This window comes from Xanthobacter aminoxidans (assembly GCF_043193615.1).
Classification (GTDB): Bacteria; Pseudomonadota; Alphaproteobacteria; order Rhizobiales; family Xanthobacteraceae; genus Xanthobacter; species Xanthobacter aminoxidans.
In genome coordinates, this window is record NZ_JBAFUS010000002.1 from 305,736 (window position 1) to 321,684 (window position 15,949).

The 15,949-nt window shown below is 63.0% G+C and carries 14 protein-coding genes and 1 pseudogene; 5 read left to right on the forward strand and 10 right to left on the reverse strand.

The genetic code is table 11. The features are described 5' to 3' along the window. Nucleotides 1-2: 2 nt before the first annotated feature. The 7 genes from V5F74_RS10420 to V5F74_RS10450 all read right to left on the reverse strand — a co-directional run bounded on the left by V5F74_RS10420 (nt 3) and on the right by V5F74_RS10450 (nt 7,392). Nucleotides 3-1,268, reverse strand: a complete 1,266-nt coding sequence (locus tag V5F74_RS10420; RefSeq protein WP_394007847.1) for a restriction endonuclease subunit S — start codon at nt 1,266-1,268, stop codon at nt 3-5. Then, on the reverse strand, nt 1,258-4,287 hold the full coding sequence (locus V5F74_RS10425; protein WP_394007849.1) for a type I restriction endonuclease subunit R: 3,030 nt from the start codon (nt 4,285-4,287) through the stop codon (nt 1,258-1,260). Before V5F74_RS10425 ends, V5F74_RS10420 begins: the two co-directional genes overlap by 11 nt. A 9-nt stretch (nt 4,288-4,296) precedes the next feature. Beyond that, nucleotides 4,297-4,515: a type II toxin-antitoxin system Phd/YefM family antitoxin gene (locus V5F74_RS10430; RefSeq protein WP_394007851.1), complete on the reverse strand. Its 219-nt coding sequence runs from the start codon at nt 4,513-4,515 to the stop codon at nt 4,297-4,299. A 129-nt stretch (nt 4,516-4,644) separates the two neighbouring features. Beyond that, entirely contained in the window at nt 4,645-5,736 is a 1,092-nt protein-coding gene (locus V5F74_RS10435) for a tyrosine-type recombinase/integrase (RefSeq protein ID WP_394007852.1), read from the reverse strand. Between the two features lie 16 nt (nt 5,737-5,752). Then, nucleotides 5,753-6,178, reverse strand: coding sequence for a hypothetical protein (locus tag V5F74_RS10440; RefSeq protein ID WP_394007854.1), 426 nt, complete (start codon nt 6,176-6,178; stop codon nt 5,753-5,755). Between the two features lie 38 nt (nt 6,179-6,216). Beyond that, complete coding sequence (locus tag V5F74_RS10445; protein ID WP_394007856.1) at nt 6,217-6,423, reverse strand: helix-turn-helix transcriptional regulator; 207 nt, start codon at nt 6,421-6,423, stop codon at nt 6,217-6,219. A 102-nt stretch (nt 6,424-6,525) separates the two neighbouring features. Then, the gene (locus V5F74_RS10450; protein ID WP_394007858.1) at nt 6,526-7,392 is read right to left on the reverse strand and encodes a hypothetical protein; all 867 of its coding nucleotides are present in this window, start codon (nt 7,390-7,392) and stop codon (nt 6,526-6,528) included. Between the two features lie 467 nt (nt 7,393-7,859). On the opposite strand from V5F74_RS10450, the gene V5F74_RS10455 reads away from it, so the two are divergent. Then, a complete protein-coding gene (locus V5F74_RS10455; RefSeq protein WP_394008894.1) occupies nt 7,860-8,525 on the forward strand; it encodes a tyrosine-type recombinase/integrase in 666 nt (221 codons plus the stop codon). Nucleotides 8,526-8,543: 18 nt separating this feature from the next. On the opposite strand, the pseudogene V5F74_RS10460 reads toward V5F74_RS10455, so the two are convergent. The 3 genes and pseudogenes from V5F74_RS10460 to V5F74_RS10470 form a co-directional block, all read right to left on the reverse strand. Further along, nucleotides 8,544-9,713, reverse strand: a pseudogene (locus tag V5F74_RS10460) (IS3 family transposase). A gap of 134 nt (nt 9,714-9,847) precedes the next feature. Continuing rightward, entirely contained in the window at nt 9,848-11,257 is a 1,410-nt protein-coding gene (locus V5F74_RS10465) for a mandelate racemase (RefSeq protein WP_394007860.1), read from the reverse strand. Nucleotides 11,258-11,282: 25 nt separating this feature from the next. Continuing rightward, nucleotides 11,283-12,137, reverse strand: coding sequence for an IclR family transcriptional regulator (locus V5F74_RS10470; protein WP_024278050.1), 855 nt, complete (start codon nt 12,135-12,137; stop codon nt 11,283-11,285). A 294-nt stretch (nt 12,138-12,431) separates the two neighbouring features. Here V5F74_RS10470 and V5F74_RS10475 point away from each other — a divergent pair, with 294 nt between their 5' ends. Genes V5F74_RS10475 through V5F74_RS10490 form a run of 4 tightly spaced genes read left to right on the forward strand, consistent with a single transcriptional unit; the run spans nt 12,432 to nt 15,918 of the window. After that, nucleotides 12,432-13,475: an NAD-dependent epimerase/dehydratase family protein gene (locus V5F74_RS10475; RefSeq protein ID WP_394007862.1), complete on the forward strand. Its 1,044-nt coding sequence runs from the start codon at nt 12,432-12,434 to the stop codon at nt 13,473-13,475. A 12-nt stretch (nt 13,476-13,487) separates the two neighbouring features. Continuing rightward, a complete protein-coding gene (locus V5F74_RS10480) occupies nt 13,488-14,246 on the forward strand; it encodes a hypothetical protein (RefSeq protein ID WP_394007864.1) in 759 nt (252 codons plus the stop codon). Continuing rightward, on the forward strand, nt 14,243-15,082 hold the full coding sequence (locus V5F74_RS10485) for a fumarylacetoacetate hydrolase family protein (protein ID WP_394007865.1): 840 nt from the start codon (nt 14,243-14,245) through the stop codon (nt 15,080-15,082). The genes V5F74_RS10480 and V5F74_RS10485 overlap by 4 nt, the downstream gene beginning before the upstream one ends. Nucleotides 15,083-15,093: 11 nt before the next feature. Beyond that, entirely contained in the window at nt 15,094-15,918 is an 825-nt protein-coding gene (locus tag V5F74_RS10490) for an ABC transporter permease (RefSeq protein WP_051678713.1), read from the forward strand. Nucleotides 15,919-15,949 lie beyond the last annotated feature (31 nt).

Consider the following 15,949-nt stretch of genomic DNA (forward strand, 5'->3'; position numbering starts at 1 on the left):
GGTCAACCCTCTCCGAACTCTGGAAAAAGCTGCTGCGTCAGCCCTTTCTTGTGGGTCTTGAGCGTGTCGAGCTTTCGGGTCTCGGCGGCGATGAGGTCGTCGAGGGAGGTGAGGCAGTCTGCGATGCGCTGTTGTTCCGGGGGCTTTGGAACAAAGAATTTATACTGAAGGAACTGCGAGCCATTTATTGAATTGATAGTCGCCCCAAGGTCGGCAGCGACCTGCTTCTGATATCTCGAAGTCTGAAAAAGCTGAAAGGCGAACTTCGGCGCCTTGGAGCGGAAAACGGTCATGAATGCGCCGTGGGTGCAGAGCGGCATTTCGTCTGGAATGAGAGCCGTCTTGCCGATTAAGGCTGTTGAACCATTCCGAACGCAAACCAGAATGTCATTCGGTCTCGAAAGGTTCGCTGCCATTATGTTCGGGTCAACGTAGACACAATCCTTCAGATCGATTTTCCCGCCCTGGATGTTTGACGAGCGCAGGACCAAAAGGCCCTCCTCCTGAACGTCATCAGGGCTGTAAGTTAGTCCGGAAACAAGGTTGCCCAGCGTGCTGAGGCGAACCTCCTTCCACTCACCCGTTCCCTCGAACTCGGGGAAGCGGAGGCGGGGGTGGGTTTCGCCTTCCTGGGGGAAAAGCTGCTGCATCAGGCCCTTCTTGTAGGCCCTCAGCGCCTCCACCTTCTGCCCCTGCCCGGCGATCAGCGCGTCTGCAGACGCTAGGCAGTCGGCGATCTTCCGTTGTTCCAGCAGCGGTGGGAGCGTGACCTCAGACGCAAGAAAAATTTCAGGGTGGATGCGCTTCGCTACGCGACTCCCGTCCGCTGCCTCCCCGACCCTCCGATAGAAGCCTTTCCGTTTCACATATTCGAGAATGAACGCTGGGCTAAGGTCCGAGGAGATGTCAAAGCATGGCAAGTCCGCAGTCGACTCATAACCATCGAGCTCGTCGGGGATAATCCCGAATGCTTGATTGAGGAAGTCGAGTTTGCTATAGATCAGCTGCCCAGCTTTACGCTCGAAGTATTGTGTGTTTGCACTGCCTTGAACTGCCTCGTTCTTTGCGAATACGCCGCCGCCCCAAAGCCGAACCGTGATCTTCCTCGCGACGTCTCCTTTGCTGCCGGGAAGGCGGCTTTCGGACAAAAAACGACCAAGCCGCTTTAGTTTCCACGCCCCCGCTTCCTGAAACTCCGGAAACCGCAGCTGGGGCACCAGGGGCGCCCCACGGACAGTCGCGGCAGACGATTTCACATCACTGCTCATATGCGCTCAGCCCCGAAATCTCGCGGCCACCAACGCGCTTCAGCAGCAGCGGCATCAGGTCGGCCATAAGGTCCAGCTCCTTCACCCGGCGCGCTTTCCAATTTAGGCCTAGGGGCTCCATCAAATCCGTCAGCGCTTCGCCATCAAAGATCATCCGTTGCAGGATGCCATCGACGAAGTCATGAAGCGCCTCGGCGGCGAGACCGTGCTTGCCCGCAATGCCTGCCAGCTCCGCCGCGTTCTTCTCCGCCTTGAAGCGGCTGTAGCCCTCGCGGATGGCCTTTTCGCTTAGGCCCTCGCCCGCCTTGAGGGTGTTGATATAGGCCGCGATATCCTCGCGCTCGTCCATGAACTTGGCGTCGGACTGGATCAGGCCGATCAGCTCCTCGGGGCTCATCTTCTGCTTGCCGGGGGTCGCCTCGGAATAGCGGGCGATCAGGCCCATGATATAGTCGTAGTCGATGACGGCGGAGGCAAAGAGGACAAACTCGAAATCGAGCTGGTCCGCTTCCTGGCTCGGCTTGTCCGCACCCTTACCCTGCTGAGCCCGAAGGCGCTGGGCTGTTTCCAGATAGGCTCCGCGGAAACCAAGAAGGCTCTGGCGGGGCAGGACCTGTTCGATTGTGCTGCGGTTCTCGTCCGTCAGGTCTGTGTACTGGTCCAACTGGGTCTTGAGCCGCTGGACCTCCTTGAAATGCTCGATGAACGCCGCGCGGGCCGCGTCGCCCTTGAGGTTGGGCACTTCCTCAGGTGCGCAGCTGAGCCCTTGCGACCCCATGAAGGCGTCGAGCTTTTGCACCGCGCTTTCCAGTTTCTGGATAACCACAGGGGCCTTGTCCACCAGCCAGATTTCGCGGGCCTTGTCGGCAGCAGCCTCGCCCGAGAACAGCGCGATGGCGGCATCGACGGCCCCCTGCTGCTGGCGGAAGTCGAGGATGTTGCCATAGGGCTTAGTGGCGTTCAGCACGCGGTTGGTGCGCGAGAAAGCCTGGATCAGACCATGATGCTTCAGGTTCTTGTCGACGTAGAGGGTGTTCAGGAACTTGGAGTCAAAGCCAGTTAGCAGCATGTCGACGACGATCGTGATGTCGATCTTGTGGTGCGGCTGATTGGGGTAAGCCTTGCGCAGGTCGGCATCCGGCCATTGCTGGTCTTTGATGCGCTTCTGCACGTCCTGATAATACAGGTCGAATTCGCCGGTCGTGTGGTTGGTGCCGTAGCGGGCATTGTAGTCGGCAAGGATGGCCTTCAGCGCCTCCTTCTTCTTTTCCGGTTCGTCTTCGTTGTCTGCCTTCTCTGTCGGCAAATCCTCCTGGATCTGCTTGACATCAGGATCGCCCTCGGCAGGTGGGGAAAAAACACAGGCAATGTTCAGAGGCCGGAAGCTGGGATCGGCCGCCAGCTTGTCGACCTGCACGGTCTCGAAGAGGGCGTGATACTCAATCGCATCATTGATCGACGATGTGGCGAGTAGGGCGTTGAACCGCCGCTGACCGGTGGCTTGGTCATGCTTGGAGAGGATCGCCTCGATCACCGCCCGCTTGGCCAGAGGTTCTCCCGGCTTGGGCATGGTCTTGCCTTGCGGCTTGAAATAGTCGACGTGGAACCGAAGGACGTTTCCGTCGTCGATGGCATTCGTGATCGTGTAGGTGTGAAGGCGCTGCTGGAATAGATCTTCCGTCGTCTTCATGCTGGCCTGCGTGTCTTCGATCTTCTGCTGGGCCGCATTCTGATCGAAGATGGGCGTTCCGGTGAAACCAAAAAGCTGGGCGCGCGGGAAGAACTCCTTGATTGCCTTGTGGTTTTCGCCGAACTGCGATCGGTGGCATTCGTCAAAGATGAAGGCGATGCGCTTGTCGCGCAGGGGCTCCAGCTGTTCCTTGAAGCTCTTCTTGCCGTCCTTCTTCTGCTGTTTGTTGCGCTTGCTGTTTTCGTCCAGCGCGAGACCTAGCTTCTGGATCGTGCAGACGATGACCTTGTCGGTGTAGTCGTCCGAAAGAAGGCGGCGCACCAGGGATGCGGTGTTGGTGTTTTCCTCGACGCAGCCTTCTTGGAACCTGTTGAACTCCTCGCGCGTCTGCCGATCCAGATCCTTACGGTCCACGACGAAGAGGCACTTCTCAATGTCGGGATTATCCTTCAGCAGCGTTGACGCCTTGAAGGAAGTCAGCGTCTTGCCGCTGCCGGTGGTGTGCCAGATGTAGCCATTGCCGCAGTCTTGCGCGATGGAGTCGACAATCGCCTTCACCGCGTAAACCTGATACGGCCGCATCATCAGGAGCTTCTGCTCGCTTGCGACCAAAACCATATATCGGCTGATGGTCTGGCCGAGCGTGCATTTGACGAGAAAAGTGTCGGCGAAACTATCGAGATGGACAATTTTCTTATTGTCGACGTCGGCGAACTCGTAGACCGGCAGGAAACGCTCTTCAGCGTTGAAGGCGAAGTGGCGCGAATTGTTGTTCGCGAAATAGAATGTTCTATCGCGGTTGCTGACGATGAAAAGCTGAAGGAAGCACAAAATTGTCGTTGTATAACCGTTTCCGGGGTCGTTCTTATATTCGACGATCTGCTCCATGGCACGGCGTGGGCTTATGCCGAGGGCTTTCAGCTCGATCTGAACGACCGGCACGCCGTTGATCAGCAGAATGACATCGTACCGATGATGGCTGTTGTCCGTATTGATGCGAAGTTGGCTGACCACCTCAAACGAGTTCTTGCACCAGTCATTAATGTTGACGAGGGTGTAGTTGAGCGGCGTTCCATCATCACGTGTAAAGCTGTTGCGCTCACGAAGGATGCGGGCGGCAGTGAAGACATCCGGCGTGACGATCTCGTCGATCAGGCGGGCGAATTCGGAGTCGGTGAGGCTGACGCGATTAAGAGCCTCGAATTTCGAACGGAAATTTTGGTCGAGAGTTGCTCGGTCGCGAATGTCCGGACGATGCTCATACTTAAGATCGCGGAGCTTGTTGACCAAGGTCGCTTCTAGATCGCGCTCGGGTGTGACCATTGCCATAAATGCAGCTCAGTTCTCTTCAGTGCCGGTTGGATGGGTTGCCTTGCTCTTGGTCAAATTCCTGTCCTCGCCACCCACGTAGCCGACTTTCAATCTCTCATATTCCTCAACTGCCATCACCACTACGACTGGCCGACCATGCTTAGCGACCAAAACCGGTTCGGCGCGAGCCATGTCGATAAGTCGGCCGAAGCCGTACTTCGCGTCTTTGGCGCTCAGGATTTTCATGGCGCGATTCCGAACATTCAATGTGCAGTTTGGCCAATTTGGCCGATAAGGCAACGGTGCGCTTTGGAAATGGTATGCGGGGTGTCTGCCATTCAGTGACCATTCAAGGACCGCTCCTGTGGCATCTTGTTACCGCCTTAGCTTCGCCAGCGTTGCAATGGCTGCCTTGATCTCCCCTTCTGCGATCTCCCGCCCCTCCCCAATCCCCCGCATCACCTCCCCCTGCCGATGCACCGGCAACGTGCCATAGCTGGTGAAGGTGGTGAGGGCGTCCTCGTGGCCGAGATTCTGCGACCACGCCTTGAAGGCTTCAGGCGGCAGCTGGAGCTTGTAGGCGAGTTGCACGAGGGTGTTGCGGAAGCTGTGCGGGTTGGCATAGGGCAGGCCCGCCGCCTCGAAGGCGGCGCGGACCACCTTGCGGACCGGACCGGCGCTGGTCCAATGCTGCCGCGCCAGCCCTACCGCATGGAAGCCACCGGCGGCATCGATGCCGGTCTCGGTGGCGGGAAACAGGGGATCATTCTCGCCCCAGAGCTTCTCGGTCCGCAGGAACCGCACCCATTCGGCGACGATGGCCTTGATGTCGTCGCCCACCGGGAAAAAGAAGGTGGTGAAGGTCTTGGCTCGCTTGGTCGCCACGTCGCGAGCGTCCTGCTCCAGCCGGCTCGCGGCCACATCGAGGTGCTTCAGCTTGAAGGTGACGAGCGCGCCGTCACGGGCGCCGGTGAGGATGAGGAAGGCGATCAGCGCGCGGTCGCGCTTCTCGATGTCGGTTTCCGCCGGCATCCGCTCCAGCACCGCCCGCACCTGCTCAAGGCTGGGCACGGGACGGTCGCGGCGCGCGGTGGCGGTGCGGGTGTCGCGCGCGGTGGGGGTGAAATAATCCGCGTCGGCCGGCGTCAACACCCGGCGATAGCCCGGCTCCATGGCGAGCCACGCGAAGAACCGCTTGAGGGCCGTCAGGATCGAGGTGACGGTGGCGGCGCTGAGCTTCTCACCGGTGCGGGCGTTCACCGCCTTGGCGAGGTGGTCGCGGAAACCCTTGGCCTGCTCGATGTGAAACCGCTTGAAGTCACGGTGGGATGTATAATGCTCGAAGCGATGGAGTGCTTCAGCCGTAGCGGAGATAGAGGCATCGCTGCGGCCAAGGGCGAGGCGCTGGAAATCGAGATATTTGCGCTTGATCCGCTCATTCGGGCGCCTGGATTTCGGGCTGGGCATTTCGGTCTCTCTCAAGTCATGATTGAGCATGGGGATTGTCATCTCGGTTACGCGCGGATGGCCCCTGCAAAATCTTCACGTCCAGATCGCCCGCAGCCGTCCGCCAGCGCGCCATGGCCACCGCCCGGTGCATGAGCGCACCGCAGTTGGGGCACAGCCCCTGGAGGGCGCCGAGCCGGTCGGTGCGCGGCACCAGATCGACCATGTCCCCGGCGGGGCGGACAGCCTCGCGGCAGCGGAAGCAATAGAAGCGTCCCGGTCCCGTCGGGCGCTTGCGGGACACCCGGCGCTCGCAGAGGAAGGTGCGGACGTCGGCACCTGCGAGGATCGCGGGGCGGTGCGCGTCGGCCACCGGCAGGCCCTGCTTGATCCACAGGCGCACCGTGTTCTTGTGGACCTTCAGGGCATCCGCCACCTGCTCCACCGTATAAGGCAGATGCATATGGATACGCCGCGGGTTGATCCGGCTCATCGCCATCGTCAGCGCGCGCCCGTCTCGATCAGGGCGCGGATGTCTTCCACGCGCCAGACGGTGACGCGCGGGCCGAGCTTCAGGGGCTTGGGGTAGCGCCCGGTGCGGACCCCTTCCCACCAGGTGGACTTGGACACGGGGATGGGGCCGGCGGGGCCGAGGATGGCGGACAGTCGCAGGAAGCCGGTGTCGGGGAGAGGGCGGTTGTGCAGCATGGTGGGCCTCGATCCGTTGCGATGGGACCAAGACCTAGAAAGGCCAGCGCGGGCGGTGGCCGAACGCGGCGAACGTGAAACCGAATTCGGCTTCGGCCGGTGCTATTCGGTTTGCGAGGGGGGCAGTTCCTCGGCGGCTTCCTTCAGCCACTTGCGGACCGTATCGACGTCGATGTCGATGCCCAGCTCGTGCAAGTCGTTCATTATGTTTGACGGTGCAGGGCCGCGCGCGGCAGCCGGGTCATAACGATACTTCTTCACTGCCATGCCGATGATGAGCTTCAGGCAACTCGATCGCTCCCGCTGAGAGAGGGCCTTGGTCGCGCTGGTGTTGTCAATCTCGGCCTTCAGGCGCTCCATCTCGGCGCGAGTGGCGTTTTGCTGCTCTGTCTCGGCGGCGTGGGCGGCTCGCCAATCCTCGGCGGGATCGGGGGCAGCGTGAAGCGCAGAGGGAAGCCCAATGTCGTGCGCGCGTGCCCATTGGACGAAATCGAGAGGGCGGATGGGAAACGACAGATCTCTCGCCACCGCGGCGCGCTCGACCATTTCCCGCCGACGGGAAAATTGGAAGGCGAACGGGGACGATCGCACGTAACCTCTCACATCCGACCATTTCACCACTTCGGGTGCGCGGTCGAGGCTCAACGCTACGGCTTCCTCAAGTGTCCAGAGCGGCATTCTAGACCAATAGGCGTGATCCGCCTTTGCCGATCGCAGATTGAATGACCGACCGGCTTCGGTTTCGGCGTCATGCTTGGCCTGGAGTTCGCGATAGGCCTTATTGTATCGGCTTTGCAGCTCCGTTTCCGGCAGGGCCTCCAGTTCCCCCTTCAAAGCTCGGTACTGGACCGCCCGCTCTTTCGTCAGCTGGACTCGGCCGTCTTCTAGGCGATTTTTGGGATCGCGCACCTCTGGGAACTCCAGATCGAGCAGAAACTCGATCCGATTGGCCTCTGGAATGCGGACCATCTTTGGCACCTGGAGCGATAAGCGACGCTCGTGCATAATGCCCGGAAAAGGGCGCGCGCACTCCCCTGTGGATAAGCCCATCAGAACTGCACTGCGCGGAATTGGGGGTATATTTGGGGGTATTGTTCAATTTCGCATTTTATAAATTAGAATGATATAAAGCACTTATTGACTTAATGCGGCGCCCTTCCGCGCACCATTCGACCATCTACTGACGTCGATCGGCGTCGAAAAATAGAACAAAATCAACCGGTGCCCGGCCCCGAGCGTTGCGGGGCGTCGATGGTCGTCTGTTGGCATCCGAGTTTGTTGGCATCGGCGACTGCCAACAAACTCGGATGCTAACACGATGCCCCTGTCGGACGTTGCTGTCCGCACTGCGAAGCCCCAGCCAAACCCTGTGAAACTGTCGGAGCGGGAGCACAAGGCCGGTTCGGATGATCGCCAAGGTGACTTGACTGCTCAGCATCGCGCGCGCCGAGCTTGGGACGCGTCCGATCTCGGAAATCACAGCTGCCGAAGTGCTCAAAGTCCTGAAATCGGTCGACGAACGAGGAAATCACGAGACGGCAAAGCGCCAGCGCGCGACGATCGGCTGCGTCTTCCGATATGCCATTGCCACTACCCGTGCCGAGAACGACCAGACCTATGCGCTCAAGGGCACACTTACTGGGCCGACCGTAACGCATCGCGCAGCCATCACGGATCCGAAGGGTCTTGGCGCGTTGCTCCGCGCGATTGATAGCTTCGATGGGCAACCGACCACGCGCGCGGCTCTTCGGCTTATGCCCATCCTCTTTCCACGGCCAGGTGAACTGCGCATGGCGGAGTGGAGCGAATTCGATCTGGAGAAGGGAGAGTGGACGATCCCTGCATCTCGCATGAAGATGCGGCGGCCCCATCGCAGCCCACTTCCTCGACAGGCTATTGAAATCCTGCGCGAGCTGCACGCGATCACTGGTCGCGGTAAGCTCCCATTTCATTCCGTGCGGACCGTCCTTCGCCAGATCAGCGAGAACACCCTCAATGCCGCTCTTCGGCGCCTGGGCTACGCGAAGGACGAAGTCACGGCCCATGGCTTCCGCGCCACTGAGGTGGTCCCCATTCGCCGGACATTTTGGCGGCTTCGCTAAGCTTGGTTCTGGTGTGTGTCACGCCGCCATGTCGATGCCGTCGCAGGCCATGTGGACCTCCTCCGGCGTTCTGCCGCCGAGAGCCGAGTGGGGCCTCGTACGATTGTAGTAGGTGATCCATCGGCCGATCCCGGCCCGCGTCTCGGAACCGGTTTCGAAGGCGTTGAGGTAGATGCACTCGTATTTCAGCGACCGCCAGAGGCGCTCGATGAACACGTTGTCCATCCACCGGCCGCGGCCATCCATGGAAAGCCGTACGCCGGCGTCCAGCAGCACCTGGGTGAACCGCGGGCTGGTGAGCTGGCTTCCCTGGTCGGTATTGAAGATGCTCGGCCGCCCGAACCGGGACAAGGCCTCCTCCCGCGCCTCGATGCAGAAGTCCACCTCCATGGTGTTGGAGAGGCGCCATAGCAATCCGGGACGGATTGCGTGCGCAATCCTAAGGACAGGACCCTGCGACTGTGCCAGTCCATGATGGCGACCAGGTACAGGAACCCGCGCCGCATCGGGATGTAGGTGATGTCGGCGCACCAGACCTGGTCTGGCTTGTCGATCGTCATGGTCCGCAAGAGATAGGGAAAGATGCGGTGCTGCGGGTGCCGCACCGTGGTCTTCGGTCGCTGGTAAATGGCGGCCAGGCCCATGCGGGCCATGAGGCGCCGCACCCGCTTGCGCCCGACCTCGTGCCCCTCCCGGCGTAAATGGCGGACCATCTGTCGCGAGCCGTACCACGGTGTCTCGAGGAACTGGCCGTCGATCGCCCGCATCAAGGCGAGGCTCTCAGCGCTTTCGGTGCGCGGGCCGCCGTAGAAGGCCGACCGGCTGATGCCGACCAGCGCGCACTGGCGTGTGATCGGCAGCTGAGGGTGATCCGGTTCGATCATGTCGCCTTTCGCCCTCACGCTCAGCGCCCGGAAGCCCGACGCAAAAAATCCCGTTCCACCACAAGCTGGCCGATCTTCGCGTGGAGTTGGTCGATCTCGCTCTCACGGGCAGCATCGGCCGCTTCCGCCTTGCCGGAAACACCGTCGCCATCCCTTCGACGGCCTGCTTCTTCCAAGCGTTGATCATGGTCTGGTGGACGCCGTGCTTCGCTGCCAGCTGGGCCACCGTCTGTTCCCCGCGCAGCGCCTCCAGGGCCACCTTCGCCTTGAAATCCGCTGAATAACGCTTCCTCTTCCCGGTCATCGGGCTCGTCCTTCCGTCAGGCCGAACCAAGCTTAACTCCCTGTCCGGATTTCGGGGACCACCTCACTGGACGGCTGACGCGCGGGCCGGGGCGAACGTGAAACTGCTGCGGCCCCTCCAGTCGGGGGGCCGCATCAACCCATGACGGGGGGGACGCCCACCGCAAAGCCTTGGCAATCCAGCGATTTCAGCCGCACGGCCCCATCGGCGACGGCGAGGCGGACAGGCCCGCCAGGGGGGCGGTGATAGAGGTCGGCGTGGGCGGCGAGGAAGGCGGCCTGCTCGTCCTCCGGGGCAAAGGACATGCCGTCGAGGTAGTGGTGGCCGTTGCGCTCCACATGGGTGAGGCCCAGGAGGGATACGAGGGCGAGGTCCTGCTGGGTGCTGATGCCGGCCCAGGTGCAAAGGTCTTCTGCGGAAAGGAAAAATCGGCTTTCGCCCAACTCCGCATTGGCCTTGGCGATGCGGGCGGCGTTGAGGATGGATTTGTAGAAGCCCTTGCAGGTCTTGCTGGAAACACCCTGATATCCCAATGAGATAGCCTGGGGAAAGGCATCCAGTGTGGCGTCCGATTCGTCGATCATGACGGGCTTGAGGGCGGCCAATGCCCCCACCTCCCGGTGCAGCGCGACGGCGCGGCGGATGGGTTGCTCGATATAGAGGGTGGAGGCGCAAAGCCTTGAAAGGGCTGGTGTTTCCGACATACGCCGCCACAGTTCGACGATGCCGTCCACGTCCGAATACTGCTCGTTTCCGTCCAAAGTGGCGTGATACTGGGCAGGGCCGGCATCCAGCACGGCGGCGATGCGGGTGAGGCGGTCGAGATCGGCGGCGATGTCGCCGCCCGCCTTCAGCTTGTAGAAGCGGCAGCCGTAGGTTTTGACAACATCCTCAAGGGTTTGTGGCAGGCCATCGGCCGGACCTTCGAGCGGGTCGGAGGCCGTGAGGGCGTCCACCATGCCCACCGTGTGGCGCACGCCGATGGTATCCTGCGGCCGCAGATTGCCCAGGAATTGGGCGATGTCGAAGCCCTGGAGGTCCTCCGTCAGGCCGGAGCTAACGGTGATACCCGCCACATTGCCCCGGATCATCTGCGAAAACGACATCCCCAGCATCCGCCCGGTGGCGTCGAGGATGGCCCGGTCCACCAGTGCCGGACCGTAGGACGCGACCAGCGGATTGAGGCCCAGCGCGGCACAGCGCGCCTGCTGCTCCCGATAGACCGCCGCGGAGAGGCCGAACGGGGTGTCGGCGGGCAGGCCGGAATAGAGATCCAGCGCTATCTTCAGCGCCGTGCGCAGCTGCTCCACATTGTCGTCGTCGGAGAGCGCGGGGTTCTTGTCGAACCATTTGGGCAGAAGGCATTCGGCAGCGATCCCCACCGCGCCGCGCCCGTCCGTCGCCTCGATCCGCACCGTCAGTTCGGCCTGCCGGACCTCTCGCAGCGTGGCGACGCCGAAGCGGAACGGCATCCGCAGCTTCGCCGCGCGCTCGCGCAGGTTCGCCTCGGCCAGCCGCATACGCGGCGCCGCGTTCGCTCCCATGATTTTATCCTTTGAATTGAGGTGGTTATTCCACCATGCGCGGGAAGGCGCCGCTGCGGGCGCGGGCCTCCAGCGGCCAGGTCTCGCCCAGGCGGCGGGTGGTCGCCATCACGAAGGAGCCGCAGCTTTCGAGATCCGCCCGGCTCATGCGGTTGGTGGGGGCGGCGAGGCTCACCACGCCCACGCATTCCGGCGCACCGCCGAGGGTCGAGGCAAGAATGGGGGCCGCCACGGCGCCCACGCCCAGCTCGTTCTCCTCATAGCTCAGCGCGAAGCCGCGCCGCGCCACCTCCTCCAGCTCCGCGCGGATGTCGGAAATGGAGGTCTTGGAGTAGGCGGTGGAGGCCTCTATCCCCTGATGCATCAACAGCTTGAGCGCATCGGCAAAGGGCAGGGTCGAGAGCCACGCCTTGCCGGTGGCATGGGTGTGGAGGCCGATCTCCAGCGTGTAGTTGGGATCGATGCGCAGCGACCTCTTGCTGCCCGCAAAGGATTGCACCCACACGATTCTCTGCCCGCCCGGCTCGACGATGGCGAGGCGCACCAGCTCGCCGGTCTCCTCCGCCAGCTGGCGGAGCGCGGCGGAGCACTGGTCCAGCAGCCGGCTGGTCTGGAGGTGGCGCAGGCCGAGATTGCTGATGCGGTAGGTGAGGTAATAGCGCTGGGCCCGCTCGTCGCGCCACACCAGCATCTGCGACTCCAGCGTATTCAACAGCTTGGAGACGATGGCCTTGTTGAGGTCCAGGCGCCGCGCGATCTCGGCCAGGGGGAATCCATCCACGGAATCGGCCAGCATCCCGATGATGTCGAAGGCGCGCTCCACGGAGACGATGGTCTCGTCGATCTTTTCGGGACGGGCCCCGGCCGCAACTTTCGCCATCTCATCTACCCTTCGACGCACCACGCCTTCACTGATAACGATGTTATCCATGATTTCGAGCGTGGCAAGGCCAGATAGGCGCTGAAACAGCGGACTTCCTCTGAAAATACCCGCTTGACTCCGACTTTGGACGAATCTAGCCCTATAGATATGGGTAACGGCGTTACCCAATAAATGAGCAGGCCGGCACCCGAACCCCTCCATGTTCGGTGCGGTTCAGGCCCCGGTTCGGTGCGGTTCACCCCACCGTTCAGGTGCCATTCGAGGCCTGTCAGCAAAAATGGGAGCGGATTCGTGAGTGAACGCCTGACCTTCGACACCGTGCCGGACCTGATCGAGACCGAGGAGCAGCTCGAGGAGCTGGTCTCCCGTCCCACCCAGGGGCTGGTGGACGACTTCGCCACTTTGGACGGGGACATCATCGTTCTGGGTGTCGCCGGCAAGGTCGGCCCCTCCCTCGCCCGCATGGCCAAGCGCGCGGCGCCGGAGAAAAGGGTGATCGGGGTGGCGCGCTTCTCGGAGGCTGGGTCCAAGGAGGAGCTGGAGGGCTTCGGCATCGAGACCATCCGCTGCGACCTGCTGGATCAGGAGGCGGTGGCGCAACTGCCCAAGGTGAAGAACGTGGTCTACATGGCCGGCAAGAAGTTCGGCACCAATGATGACCCCTCCTTCGCCTGGGCCATGAACACCATGGTGCCCGCGACCGTCGCCTCCCACTTCCGCGACAGCCGGATCGTCGCCTTCTCGACCCTGTGCGTCTATCCGTTCGGCGTCGTCGCCCATAACGGCTGGGACGAGCGGGTGCAGCCGCGCCCGGTGGGGGACTATGCGAACTCCTGCGTCGGTCGCGAGCGGGCGTTTGAATATGGTTCCCACGTGCATGGCACGCCGGGCCGCCTCGCCCGGCTGAACTATGCCATCGACCTGCGCTATGGCGTGCTGCACGACATCGCCAGCTGGGTCCATCGCGGCGAGCCGATCCCCATCCGCACCGGCCATGCCAGCGTGATCTGGCAGGGGGATTCCAACGCGCAGATCCTGCGCTGCCTGAAGCACTGCACGGTGCCCACCAGCCCCATCAATATCGGCGGGCCGGAGCAGGCGAGCGTGCGGGCCATCGCCCATGCCTTCGGCGAGAAGTTCGGCAAGGCGCCCATCTTCGAGGGCGAGGAGGAGCCCACCGGCTGGGCCAACAGCACCTACCAGGCCCAGCGCCTGTTCGGCTATCCCAACGTGCCGCTGGCCCGGATGATCGACTGGGTGGCCCACTGGGTGGAGAAGGGCGGCGCCATCTACGGCAAGCCCACGCGGTACGAAGTCCGCGACGGCCTCTTCTGAGGGGCCGGCGCCATGACAAGCGAAGATCCCCACCCCGCCCCCAGCCCGGCCCTCGGCTTCATGGGCTTCTGGGCCGACATCGATGCGGACTACGAGCTGCGCTATCAGGAATGGCACAATTGCGAGCACATGCCGGAGCGGGTGGGGATTCCCGGCTTCATCGAGGGGCGGCGCTATCGCGCCGTCCACGGCAGCCCGCGCTTCTTCATGTGCTATGTCACGGATGGTCCCGAGGTGCTGGGCAGCCCGGCCTATCTCGCCGCGCTGAACCGCCCCACGCCCTGGACCAGCGAGTCCCTCACCCACTTCCGCAATCCGGTGCGCTCGCTCTATCGGAACCATTGCCGGGTGGGCCGCGCGGGGGGCTATGCCCCCTACATCCTCCAGCGTCGCTTCGACCATAAGGCCGATGCCGCGACGCTGGCGGGAATGGTCCGCGCGGTGGTGGCGGAGGACACGTCCGGCACACTGTCGGGCGGGCTCTATGAGGTGGACGAGGCCATTTCCGGCATCATGACGGCCGAGCGCCGCATCTATTCCGGCGGGCCCGGGCGCCAGCAATATCTCTTCACCATCGAAGCCCTCGACCGCGACCAGGCGGAGGTGGCCGGGCGCCGGCTCGACGCCCTGATGACCGAGGGCGCCAGCGAGATCAATCCCGGCCTCTATTGGCTGGAGAACCGCATCCAGTCCGCAGACCTGCGCCGGCCCGTCGCCGCGCCGGTGGCGGCAACTGCGGACACCCGCATTCCCGAAAGGCTCACCCCATGAAGCTCCTGCGCCATGGCGCGGCCGGCGCCGAACGGCCCGGCCTCCTCGCCGCCGACGGCACGGTCCGCGACCTCTCCGGTGTCGTTGCTGACATCGACGCCGCCTTCATCGCCGATCCCGCCCGCCTCGACGCGCTGAAGGCGGTGGACCCGCTTTCCTTGCCCGTGGTGGAGGGGGAGGTGCGCCTCGCACCGCCCTTCACCGGCATCGGCAAGATCGTGGGGGTCGGCCTCAATTATCACGACCACGCCCGCGAATGCGGCCTGCCCATTCCCGAAGAGCCCATCCTCTTCATGAAGGCCACCACCTCGCTCTGCGGCCCCTTTGATGCCATCCGCCTGCCGGAGGGCTCGGAAAAGACCGACTGGGAGGTGGAGTTGGGCGTCGTCATCGGCACCACCGCCCGCAAGGTGTCCGAGGCGGACGCGCTCGACCATGTGTTCGGCTATTGCATCGCCCATGACGTGTCCGAACGCGCCCACCAGCTGGAACACGGCGGCCAGTGGACCAAGGGCAAAAGCCACGACACCTTCTGCCCCATCGGCCCCTGGCTGGTGACGGCGGACGAGGTGGGCGACCCGCAGGCCCTTGATCTGTGGTGCTCGGTGGATGGCGAGATGCGCCAGAACAGCTCCACCAGCGACATGATCTTCAAGGTGGCGGAGATCGTCTCCTACGTCAGCCGCTTCATGACGCTGGAGCCCGGCGACCTCATCATCACCGGCACGCCGGCAGGGGTGGGGCTGGGGCTGAAGCCGCAGGTCTATCTCGCCCGCGGGCAGGAGGTGCGCCTCGGCATCGCCCGCCTCGGCGAGCAGCGCCAATCCGTGGTCTGAGGAGGCATGCCATGACCGACACCCTTCTCGTCCAGTCCACGCGGGCCAACGTGCTGTCCAAGCTCATGAGCATGGATGCCATCCGCCCGCTCATCCTGGTTGCGGTGATCCTGGTGGGGTGGGATCTGGCGGTGCGCCTGCTGCGCATTCCGCCCTATCTCATCCCCGCGCCGACCTTGGTGATCGAGCAGGTCATCGCCCAGTGGCCCATGCTGCTGCGCGAGACGATGCCCACCCTCACCGCCACGCTGGGCGGCTTCGCCCTGAGCGCGCTGGTGGGCATACCGCTCGCCATGCTCATCGCCTCCTCGAAGACGGTGGAGAGCTATCTCTACCCCCTCCTCGTCTTCTCCCAGTCGGTGCCGAAGATCGCGGTGGCGCCGCTGTTCGTGGTGTGGTTCGGCTTCGGCGTGCTGCCGAAGATCATCTCCGCCTTCCTGCTCGGCGTCTTTCCGGTGGTGGTCTCCACCGTGCTCGCCTTCAAGAGCGTGGACAAGGAGATGATCGACCTTGCCCGCTCCATGCGCGCCGGGGGCCTGCGCACCTTCATCCGCATCCGCCTGCCCCATGCCTTGCCCGGCATCTTCTCGGGGCTGAAGGTCGCCATCACGCTCGCTGTGGTGGGCGCGGTGGTGGGCGAGTTCGTCGGCTCCAACTCGGGCATCGGCTACGTGCTGCAGGTGGCGAACGGCAATTTCGACCTGCCGCTCATGTTCGCGGCCCTGTTTGTGCTCTCCATGATGGGTGTGATCCTCTTCATGGCGCTCGATGCCATCGAGCACTTCCTCATCCCCTGGCACGCCTCGCGCAGGCCGGACCCCAACAGCGGGACGTGAGGGCTCGCGCCCTCCCGCCGTTGGTCGGGAA